This is a genomic window from Verrucomicrobiota bacterium (assembly GCA_016871495.1).
Taxonomy (GTDB): domain Bacteria; phylum Verrucomicrobiota; class Verrucomicrobiia; order Limisphaerales; family VHDF01; genus VHDF01.
In genome coordinates, this window is the sequence record VHDF01000121.1 from 1 (window position 1) to 11,188 (window position 11,188).

An 11,188-nucleotide genomic window follows, 5' to 3' on the forward strand; every position below is an offset into this window, starting at 1 on the left:
AACACGGCGGAGGGGTCGCCTGTCCCGGTCCAGCCGAACTCGATTTGGAAGCGGCTGCGATCGGTGCGCGGTGAGTTGGCCCCATGGCTGATGGTGAGAGGGCGAAGCGCGGCCTGATGGGTCCGATTTGCGTAGAGGAAGGCGGCGCCTTTGGGGGCGCAAATCCATTTATGGCAATTGCCGGTGTAGTAGGCGGCTCCCAGTTGGGAAAGATTCAAGGGTATCATTCCCGGCGCGTGCGCGCCATCGACCAGCACATCGACGTTGCGCTCGCGAAGGCGACGAGTGAGTTCGGCCACGGGGAGGATCATCCCCGTTTGGCTGGTGACGTGGTCGATCAGCGCGAGTCTTGACCGAGAGGTGACACGCTCCATCACGCGCTCGACGATTTCATCCGGCGAGGAAATGGGGAACGGAATCGGGACGACAACCGGAACGGCCCCGGAGCGCTCTGCGGCGAAGTCCAGCGCATTGCGGCAGGCGTTGTATTCGTGGTCGGTGACAAGGATTTCCTCCCCGGGAGCGAACGACAGAGATCGAAGCACGGTGTTCACACCCGTGATGGCGTTGGGCACGAAGACCAAGTCTTCACGGTCGCATCCGACATATTCACTGAGGGCGGCGCGAGCGGAATTCAGCCGGCCTTCGAGTTCGCGCACCAGGAAGGTGACGGGCTCGCGTTCCAACTGCCGGCGGTATTCGGTTTGCCGGTCGAGCACGGCGATGGGGCAACTGCCGAACGAGCCGTGGTTGAGAAACACGATTTCGGGATCGAGTGGCCAAAGAGCAGGGGAAGCGGCCGGGGCCGAGAGTTCAGATTCGAAATCGGCATGGTTCATCCGGCGTGATTCTGGGCGACAAAGTCGGTTCCGGCCAGATTCCTTCTGCCTCGAGGTTGCTGCGGTCGGAGGACGGACAGGAATCGGCCAACGGACACGCGCCGGTCGGCTGTTCCGGATGCGCGAGCGATTCACGGGATTGAGGTTGGGTGGAAATCATTTTCTTTCCGCCGTTCAACGCATGCCTTTTCTTTTTGTCCGCGGGGCTTAATCTCCCGGGAAGTAATCATGTCCAACACTTCCTACTTCGCGATCCTGGATCGATGGCGCCAGGAGCCCGCCCCGTTGCTGCCTGTCCTGCATGCTTGCCAAGAGCTCGATGGATACTTGAGCGAAGAGGCTTTGAAAGCGGTGTCCAGCGGACTGGACATACCTCTCGCGGAGCTTTACGGGACCGTGACGTTCTATCATCACTTTTCGCTGGAACCTGGTGGACTGAAGGTGCCACGCGTGTGCACGGGCAACGTCTGTGTTCATCGCGGGGGCACCGAGTGGCTGGAAAGGTTGCGGCCCGAGGGGGCTGTTCCCATGCCATGCGCGGGTCGTTGCGATGAACCGGTTCCCATTCTAAGAAGCGACCGGCAATGGGTCGGCGGATCTGAAGGCAAGTTGGAATCGAAATCGTCGCCCCTGCCGGTGCCCAATCCCGGCGGGGTGGAGGAATGCATTTTCGCGCATATTCGAAAGCCCGGAAGGGCCACCTTGAAGGGATACCGAGAGACCGGGGGATACGAAGCACTGTTGAGCACGCTCCGAGAGAAGTCGCCCTTGGAACTCGTGGCACTGATCATCGAGAGCAAGCTTGCCGGTCGAGGAGGGGCGGGCTTCCCCACGGGATTGAAATGGAAAGCGGTGGCGGAAGCTCCGGGACAGCCGAAGAGCATCGTGTGCAACGCAGACGAAGGAGAGCCTGGATGCTTCAAGGACCGGGCGATCATGGATTACGATCCGCATGCGGTGATCGAGGGCATGGTTTTGGCGGGTTATGCCACGGGAGCTCCGCGGGGATTCATCTATTTGCGTTACGAGTATCCGGAGACCTATCGGATTTTGGAGCGAGCTTTGGATGAAGCGGAGCAAGCAGGAATGTTGGGGCAGGGGATTGGTGGCACGCAGTTTGGGTTTAAGATTTATCTGCGTCGTGGAGCAGGGGCCTACATCTGTGGCGAAGAAGGTTCGTTGTTGAACAGTCTCGAAGGGAAACATCCTTTTCCGCGCAATAAACCGCCGTTTCCGGTCACGCATGGGTTCGAGAATCTGCCGACGGTCGTGAACAATGTGGAAACCCTTGCTTCGATCGCTCCCATTGTCAGCCGAGGCGCCGAATGGTATCGCGGGCTGGGGCTGAACGGGCACGCGGGCACCAAATTGATCAGTTTGTCGGGTGACATTCAAAGGCCCGGGAATTACGAAGTGCCCATCGGCTTGCCCCTGCGCACGCTGCTCCACGAATGGGCGGGAGGTCCGCGTCCGGGTCGAACGATTCAAGCCGTCACCATGGCAGGTTTGAGTGGTGGTTTTTTGGCGGGGAACGCGCTGGACGTCACCTTGGACGAGCCGGGCATTCGAGCTCAAGGGTCGTTCCTGGGGGCCGGAGGGATCATCGTGTTCGATGACAGCCGGGACATGGTGGAAGCGGCGAAAGGAGCGATGGAGTTTTTCGCCCATGAAAGCTGCGGCAAATGCTTTCCATGCCGCATCGGCACGCAACGACTGTCCGAGCGACTGGGGCATGAGGCGGGCCCGTTGAATCTGGAAGCTTGGCTGGAGGAAGTTCGGGATATTGGGGCAACGATGAGGGCCACGAGCGCGTGCGGCCTGGGCATGGCCGCGCCCTTTGTCACGGACAGTTTGATCAAGCATTTTCCAGGTCAAGTCGCGGCGAGGTGGCCGGGTGAGAAATAGTCTGCAATCGCTCAGCGTTCGCTCATCTGACTGGACGGGCAGGGCCTTGGAGGTCATTGCGTCTCGATCTGTTCCTCCAGGTGTTTGAGAAAGCAAAAGCCCTGTCCAGCGTGTGCCAGACAGGGCTTTTCAGATTGGTTGCGGGGGCAGGATTTGAACCTGCGGCCTTCAGGTTATGAGCCTGACGAGCTACCGGGCTGCTCCACCCCGCGGTAAAAGCGGAGGAAAAGAATCCTTTGAACCCTTGGATTAAACAAGAGAAAAATGATTCTTGATTTAGAGTTGGCTTGGGCACGATATTCGCGGCCTTGCCGGTCGGCTGGGTAGCTCAGTCGGTAGAGCAGAGGACTGAAAATCCTTGTGTCGGCGGTTCGATTCCGCCCCCAGCCACCACTTTCATCTTCCTCAAGGAATAGCGCTTTTGCATTCGTCCATTCTGGTTAGCATGAAGAATGGCGGTGCATCCCGATGTTGCCGGTGATGCAGGTAGGGCGCGTCCGTCCCGGCGCGCCGCCGGAGCATGATGTTTTGCATCCCGTGGGCGGCGGGCGGGGACAGGCCCGCCCTACCAACAACATCGGGATATACGGGAAGAATGGCCATGGACGTTAAAGCGGCAATTGATCAGCATCGATCTATCGCAAGGTTTTAAGCGGCAAAGGCTTTTCTCAAGGTTTGATGGATCACCCTGCGGAACCACCTCAAGTTTCGGCAGAACTTCGACGCTCAAGCTTTGGCGCATCTCAACGGTGCTGAATTGCCGTTTCCGGGATCAGGGGTTGGCCGGGCAAAGCAGGGAGGACCCCGCCTCAAGAGTTCGCAGGAGAAGTGGATTTCTTGCCGGCGTTGGTCTTATGGCGCTTCGCGATAGCGCCAGGTCACCGAGCCTTGGAATTCCACGGCATTGAACGCGCCGATGTAACGAAAGCCTGCGAAGAACAGTGTTAGACTGGCCGCTGGTTTGCCGGTTTCGGTGTCGCGAAAGACCACCGGCGCAATCGACTTCTCCAGCGGACGGGCCAGCCGTTGATAAATGTTTTCGGACCCGCTTCGCCTCAGAAATCGGTAGCCTGCAAAAGCATCTGTATCCCTCTGCTCACTGGTTGAATCTTCGATTTGGCCCAGCTAACAGGGCGATCGTGTCGTGCTCGTCCGAGTCTCTTGGGGTGAGGTGCCGTTGTCCGCCGCGATTCGCATCCTCCGCTGCCGGCTTGAAAGTGAATGTCTGAAAGTCTTGCTGATGGGACGTAAACCTCGCCCGGCCTTCCCGGGCGGCTATGCCCGCGGGTGATGACGTGTCCACAGACATCCGCAAATCGAAATCCCGGAAGTGCGACTTGGTGTACTCTCCTGCAGTCTGAGCGACCACTCCGTAGGCCTCCATCAGGTAGGTTTCGCCCACCTGGACCGTCACCTCGGTCACTTGATCGGTCAATGCGAACTGCCTCGCCGGCATGAGGGGCGTCTCCATCCAGTCGGGAACAAGGTTTCGTCCAATTGATTCATCAGCTCGCCCCGTCATTGACTTTGGAGGACGGGTCGCGCGTGCCCAGAAACATTCCGCAATGGCCCGGGATCCAGCCGCGATGGCCCAGCACCGCGTCGGAAGTAAGGGTGTAAATGAGGTCTCCTTTCTTCAGATACTGCCCGGGAATATCAAAAACGATTTCCTCCTGCAGCCGGCGGGAAAGAACGCTGAACACGTAAAAATGTTCCACCGGCACTCGTAAGGTTCGGGTCGCGCTCTCGAAAACCACATTCGTCAAGCGACGCAGGCGGCTCTGTTCCACCCCGGATCGGACGAGTTCATTGGCCGGGCTGATGGAGTACACCTCGACCAGCCTCGGGTCCGTGATTCCCTCGGGCAGTTGCACCTGGAGCGTGGCGGGTTGTTGGAACTTCAAACCCGCAGGGGACATCACGATATCTGTGGAAAAGGGTAGTTCCGGATGGGGTGAATGCGCCAACTCGGTCACCTCGATGCGCGTATCTTGCGCCAGAACCCTTGGTGGCACGGTCAAGTTGGTCGTGCCCTCCGCGGTGGCCAACGTTCCGCCCTCGGCCGCAGTGACCATCGCGCCTCTGACGCGGCTGACCGATCCACCCGAGCGCAAGCGAAAGAATCGAGCGCCCCCCGCCACCGTCACAGTCATGGCGGTCAACTCCCCGGTCGGCAGTTGGGAGTTGGATTCGATCGTCCACGTCACCGGCGGATCCAAACCGGGAGCGGACTCGACCTCGAAAAGCCCGCCGCGTGCCGGCCATGCCAAGATCACACGATCTCCCTGCCGGACGGCGCTCAAACTGGCGGGCAGCGTGGAACTGACAACGAACCCGAACGGTTCGCTGATGGCCGAGCCCGCCCGGACACGGACAGAAACCGTTCCGGGTGTAAGGCCGCTCGGAACGGCAAAGAAAATCTCTGTCACGCTCCAACGAAGCACCGTCGCACTTGGCCAATCTTCACCATGTTCGACTTCGTTTTAAGCCAAAAAACTCCACCGGGCCGGGGTGCGGAATGGTGAGTAACTTCAGAGTCAAGTTAGTCGGGAGGTGTCAAGAAGAGTCGAGATTGGCACGGCCCCCATCCGGATCGGAGGAGCAACCGTCCGAATCACCGCGGCACGATGAACTCGACACCTTCTTTGCGGCCTTCGCGTCCTTTGCGTGAGGGAATGCAAAAGACCTTGCACCCAACCCGAAACGCGGCACGATGGAAATCCGCGTGATCTCGGGATAGGATTCGAGATCTCGGTACCCAAAAAACTTCTTCCTCGCCCTGCGAAGCATGAGCGGGGAGAGGGCCGAGGAGAGGGGTAGCTTGAGAATGCCCCTCTCTCCGGCTCTCTCCCCGCTCGTGCCTCGCGGGGCGAGAGGAAAAATGGTGTGGTGCCCGTGCTGTGCGAACGGCCTGTCAATAAATTACACTTTGCTAGGTCACACTGGGCATGAGACGCTCCGAACAATCAGTCATTGAAGATGAATGACCAGTCCTTGCCGCGCTGGAAGTCCGGTTTATCGGTGGTTGCCTGCGAAAACCCGACGTGGCTGTCGACGAAAAGGATGTTAGCCATGCCGAGCCGTTTTTTGTCGTGCCAGAACATTCGCTGAAACACCGCCTTCCTCGCCCCGTATTCGAAGTAACAGTTGAAGGCGAAGTCATTGGCCAGGACCACGCGGCTGGGACTCCGCACGTCGGAGGCTTTCTTGTTCATCAGACCCTTGACGCCGTCATTGTTGTTGGCGCTGCAATTGTAAAAGTAGCTGCTGCCGTCCTGGTCGAAGACAGTCGGCTTCAAATCCTTGGCCCAATGTCCCTTCAGAGCGCCCCGGTCGCTTGGACAGAGGAACGCCAGGGCCGCTCCGGCTTCGTTGGTCGCCACGGCGCCGTTCTTCACGATATAAGGATTGAGCATGCGCAACTGGCTTCCGGTCACCTCGGCCTGGATACCCATTTTGCCGCCCCAGGAATAGTAGGTCCAATCGATGCCCTTCGAGTTCGATGGAAACCTGTCATTGTTGTCATCGAGATACATGGCGCAGGCGATCCCCTGTTGGCGCAGATTGGAAACGCACTTGGTTCTGTTGCCACGCTCCTTGGCTTTGGAAAGCGCGGGCAGAAGCATCCCTGCCAGGATCGCGATGATCGCAATGACCACCAGCAGTTCAATCAAAGTGAAGCCGCGTTGGCATTGAATTGTTCTCATGAAGATCCATTCATGACTCGTGAGAGGATTCTTGGGTTGGACGAGACGGACTTGATGAATGCAGCTTGGACATCCACCTTCCAAGCGATCGAGCCTGCTTCGAAGATCGCAGCGGGGGAGTTCATGGCGTCATGTCCTCACAGAGGCGGTCGGGCAATGCATGACTGATCGGAATGTGCTCTCTCAAAGCGTTTCGACTATGCTGGCCCGGAGGAATTCGGGCAATAGGATTGTTCCTCTGAACCGAGTGGATGTCAGCGGTCCAAATGGATGACCCACCCTGGCCGACATGTTTCCTTCAATTCACTCCCTCTTCACGCTGTTTCGGAATGATCTAAAGAAAACATGCCTCCTTTTGCCAGGATGATTGACGGATCGTTCCTTTCGAGCCCAGACGGGTCAAATCGATTCGACCGCTGGCAAGCGGTTTACGATTACCTCAGCACCAAGGTTTCGGATGTTTGTCAGGATCAGTTCCTTTTTGGAATCGCACGCACTCGAGAGCTCTGCCCTGAGAGAACCTCTCGGCCCAACCACGTCGTTAAGCTGTCCACGATGAGGCGCCGTGAACGGCGCGCTCCGGAGGTCACGGCTTCACGCCGGGTTCGAACCATCAGCGGAACCACCGAAGTTCATAAAGACAACGAAGAGGCAGATGGGGCAAGATTTCGATAGTCTCCGAGATCGCTGTCCCCAAAGAACTTTCTCCACGACGTTTTCTTTGCGTCCTTCGCGGCCTTTGCGTGAGGAAAAGCAAGATCCCCACACCCAATCCGTAAGGCGCGCGATGGAAAGCAGCGTGATCTCGGGATAAGATTCGAGATCTCGGTCCCCAAAGAACTTCTTCCTTTCCCTGCGAAGAATGCGCGGTTCGATTCCCTGCTCGACCTCCTTGAGGCGCAGAACATCGGCGCGAACGTCAACGACGCCATGCGCGACATCGAGAAGTTCCTCGATCAGGATATCAACCTCAGCCCACAGGCCGCCGACGACCTGCTGGCGCTCGACCACCACAGTATGGGCACGATGTTCGAGGAACTCGTCCGCCGCTTCGACGAGGGGAACAACGAGGAAGCCGGCGAACACTGGACGCCCCGCGACACCGTCCGGCTCATGGCCAACCTCATGTTCCTGCCCGTGGCCGACCGCATCGATCGAGACGGTCTTCGCGGAGAACGCACTTGGTCAAGGAGAGGAGCCACGGAAACGTGTCCTGCACCACGTCCCCACCGTTGTCATTGCCAGATGACCGGCCGTGAAGCCAATCGGCGGGACCTCAAGGTCACAGCCACGTGGGCCGATGGTCATCCGGAACGACGCGGAGAATCTCGATACGAGTGGACTCCTTCCCAAACGACATCCTCCACCGATCTTCGAGTTCACCGCGATTCCTTGGAAATGACCCAGACATTGATATCGCCGAAAGACATGGCGTGGGGACCAATGACCCATTCACCCGATTCGGGAGCGTAGGTCATGGTCTTCTCCCAGCTTTCGTTGAGTACCTCCGCGGGTCGCGAATTTTGGTTGGCCAGTTTCAATCCCTTCAGACGCAGCGTGACATCCTTGAAGACACCGCTGTTGTCACTGACGACCAGGTAGTAGTTCTTCTCGTCCTCGAGTGCCAGCGTGGTAATGTCGGCCACGGCGTCGGTCAGGAAGTCGCGGGTGATTCCTTCATGGTTATGGCGCACCGTGAACGGAGGATTCTCGTAACTCTGTTCGAAGGCGGGGAGCAACGTGCGAAGCTCATGATAAAGCCGACCGACATTGGCGTCGATGGTTGGCGAGGGGGGAAAGCCCGGCCAGTGAATCCAATGGAACACACCCCACGCCCCCGTGGTCAGCGACGAATACGCCATGTAGCGAGACTCTTCATACAGTGGCGTCCGCCAGACTGGATTGCCTTTGCCATCGGTGAAGGCTTGACCAACCCCTTGCATGCATGGCGCGGGGTTCTTGAGATGCGGATGATCTTTCAAGGCGTTCGCGCCATGCGCCATCGACCAGGCCATCATGAGCGGGCCCCAATCGCCGCGATGTCCAAAGTAGGCCTGCTCGACGTCGAGCGGATAGCGGTCGATTTGAAACGACTCCAGGCTCGGCAAGAAGTCCGTCCACGTTGAAAGGGGCACGAGGTTGAAAACGACGGAGATCATGCGATGCGGATTCGGATCCCACTCCCGCAACTCTTGACGCGCCCGCATGAAACTGTCCACGAAGTGTTGCACGGACCGCCGCTCCTCGACCCCGATTCCAGCTCCCACGCGATACTCCGGTTCGTCATACAGTTGATAGCCAAACAGGGCTGGGTGGTTACGGATGGCCTTCACCCACTGTCGTAGCCATTCGATCGCCACCGCGTTGTTATCCGCTTGGGATTCCTGAAGGTTACCCGCTTGGATCAGTACGCGAATGTTGCGTTTGTGTGCCTGGTCGAGAAACCCCACCATCTTTGGCGTGAGACTCTTGAACTCCTCCTCGGTCTCAACATCGGAGTAGCTTTCGACCACGAGAATCAAGTTGGCTCCCTGCCGTTTCAGTTCATCGAGGTCTGCTTCGTTGCTCGTGTGGCTGAACCAGGCCAGGGGAAAGAACGGTTTTCCGTTTTGGGGATCACGCCACGGGCGCCGGGGAAAGTCGACCACGGCCGACTCGGTCGCCAGCAACTTCGGCTCGGGCACGGGAACTGGGAAACCGGGAACCGCGGCTGCGATGCGGATGCCGACAGCATTCTCGTCGGACATGGACGTCCAGGCTCGATTCGGGGTGGGGACGTTCAGTCCCGCGTCGTCGCTGTTGAAGGCTCCACCACGCAGCGAACGCAACAAGGGAGGGTTCAATCCTTCCGTCCATTCCGCCAGATTGCCCGCTTGATCGAGTGTTCCGTAGGCGCTCAAGGCGCGGGGGAACGAACCGACCTCCAGAAGAAAGTAGGGGTCCAGGTAGCTAACCGTGTAGTAATTAGCCGCATTGGCGGAAGCCTTCACGCGGCTCGGTTTTGTGTCGCTGCGAGTTGGATACTTCCAATAGCCCGGGCCCCCTGGTTTCTTGGGGTCGTAATAGGCGGCCTTGTACCACTCGTCCTCCGTCGGCACAAAAAACTTCGCTCCTGGGTTGCGTTGAATTCGGCGGCCATCGCGCCCATTGTAACCGTTGAGTGTATACGCGCCGGTCTCGGTGTCCCCATCACCTTGTCCGTTGTGGAGCCAATTGCAGAATCGACACGCATCGAGAAAACTAGCGTAGTTCACGGGGCGATTGGCGAACTCCGGCGAAACCGTATGCACAAAGCTCCCCACCTTGCCCGCGCGGCGAATATCGCAGCGGGGGTCATTGTCTGCCCCGTCCTCCCGAGACATGTTCTCGGACCACAGGCCACTTTCGCTTGGATCGGCCAGGCCTTTGGCATTCAAGAACTCGACCCACTGCGCGGCCGTCGTCTCGTACTTGCTGATGCGATACCGATAGGGAACGGCGCCAAACCCATTCTTGTCCGGCGCGTTTCCCGGATCGCCCACTTCCACGAACTCGAGACTCTTCAAGCCCGCGGGCATCTGAAAGACATCCGCCCGCAGCGGAGCGACCACTCCCAAAGCGATGTACACGGTCAGCAACGATGTCGTTTTCAGTGTCAGGTTCCTCATGTTGGCAAACGGTGATCTGGGTAAAGTGATAACGAGAGCTCGATATTGATTAGAAGTCTCGTCGAAGCGGGCGCGCGTTTCAAGGGGTTGGATAGGGTTTGGACGGGGTGGAGTTGGTGGCCGCGCGGGGGTTGTTTAGCCCGCATATTTCATGCACGGGACGCCCGGTGACGACACCGGGCCTACAAACACGGAGGCAGTCGCGATGGTAGGCCGCGTGCCCTCACGCGGCGTACTGTCGCGGATTCAAGCTCAGCATGAAATATCCGGGTTAGCGCTTGGGGACGGGCGAGATCGGTACTTCGGCGCACGTTCTCGCCGCCCGCGAAAACGTCGACGCTTCGACCCAGAACGGGTGCTGGCCGTGCACACGGAGAAACTCGCCCTGCCAGGGTTGCGGCATGCGAGTTGCAGGCCCCAAAGGAGCTGTCCAAGCCGAGCGCAACCTTGTTGGGGTTGGGACAGGTGGGGAGCTTGTTCCCCGGGGTAGCCCCGCCTCCGCGGGCCAACCCCGGGCTGGGGGACAGAACGCCGTCGGCGTTCCCGCTCTGCCCCGAACGACCGGGGTCTGCGACGGCGAGCGCTTGCGCCACGCCTGGAAGCCGGGGCTGATCTGCCGTTCGCAGCACCCAATGCCTCAACGTGGCCCTCATACCTCGTGCGAAGCCCGCCAGATAACTCAAGATTTCTGTCCGCAGCGAATGCATGTTCGGTCACACCGGGAGGTCGGATGGCTCTCACGGAGGCACAGAGATACGGAGAGAAAGCATCCGAAGCACCTTTCCTGCACGGGGTCACCGGTTCGAGCATGCTTCGCCATCTTCCTGGCGCCGTGAACGGCGCGCTCCGGAGGTCACGGCTTCAAGGCGGGTTCAAACCATCAGCGGAATCATAGCAATTCAGGAAGACAACGAAGAGAGAAATGGGGCGAGATTGGGATAATCTCCGAGATCGCTGTCCCCGGAGAACTTTCCCCTCGACGTGTTCTCTGCGTCCTTCGCGTTCTTTGCGTGAGGAAAAGCAAGATCCTCGCACCCAACCCGTAACGCGGCGCGATGGAAACCATCGTGATCTCGGGATAGGATTCGAG

Annotated in this window: 5 protein-coding genes, 2 tRNA genes and 2 pseudogenes; 3 read left to right on the forward strand and 6 right to left on the reverse strand. The window is 58.9% G+C overall.

The features are described 5' to 3' along the window. Positions 1 to 839, reverse strand: an 839-nt coding sequence (locus FJ404_18080; protein MBM3824764.1) for an aminotransferase class V-fold PLP-dependent enzyme, incomplete at its 3' end; no start/stop codon positions are given. 228 nt (positions 840 to 1,067) lie between these two features. On the opposite strand from FJ404_18080, the gene FJ404_18085 reads away from it, so the two are divergent. Beyond that, a complete protein-coding gene (locus FJ404_18085) occupies positions 1,068 to 2,744 on the forward strand; it encodes a hypothetical protein (GenBank protein ID MBM3824765.1) in 1,677 nt (558 codons plus the stop codon). Between the two features lie 135 nt (positions 2,745 to 2,879). On the opposite strand, the gene FJ404_18090 is transcribed toward FJ404_18085, so the two are convergent. Further along, positions 2,880 to 2,956: transfer RNA gene (locus tag FJ404_18090), tRNA-Met, on the reverse strand. Positions 2,957 to 3,061: 105 nt separating this feature from the next. Here FJ404_18090 and FJ404_18095 point away from each other — a divergent pair. Continuing rightward, positions 3,062 to 3,137 (forward strand) — tRNA-Phe (locus FJ404_18095). A 703-nt stretch (positions 3,138 to 3,840) separates the two neighbouring features. On the opposite strand, the gene FJ404_18100 is transcribed toward FJ404_18095, so the two are convergent. From FJ404_18100 to FJ404_18110, 3 genes and pseudogenes are all read right to left on the reverse strand, one after another. After that, positions 3,841 to 4,215 carry a hypothetical protein gene (locus FJ404_18100; GenBank protein MBM3824766.1) on the reverse strand — a complete coding sequence of 125 codons (375 nt, stop codon included), beginning with the start codon at positions 4,213 to 4,215 and terminating at the stop codon, positions 3,841 to 3,843. A gap of 34 nt (positions 4,216 to 4,249) precedes the next feature. Beyond that, a complete protein-coding gene (locus FJ404_18105; protein ID MBM3824767.1) occupies positions 4,250 to 5,173 on the reverse strand; it encodes a hypothetical protein in 924 nt (307 codons plus the stop codon). Between the two features lie 1,071 nt (positions 5,174 to 6,244). After that, positions 6,245 to 6,451, reverse strand: a pseudogene (locus FJ404_18110) (type II secretion system protein). 999 nt (positions 6,452 to 7,450) lie between these two features. On the opposite strand from FJ404_18110, the pseudogene FJ404_18115 reads away from it, so the two are divergent. Then, a pseudogene (locus FJ404_18115) lies at positions 7,451 to 7,606 on the forward strand (SAM-dependent DNA methyltransferase). A 224-nt stretch (positions 7,607 to 7,830) separates the two neighbouring features. Here the strand turns inward: FJ404_18115 and FJ404_18120 are convergent. Then, entirely contained in the window at positions 7,831 to 10,098 is a 2,268-nt protein-coding gene (locus FJ404_18120; GenBank protein ID MBM3824768.1) for a formylglycine-generating enzyme family protein, read from the reverse strand. Positions 10,099 to 11,188 lie beyond the last annotated feature (1,090 nt).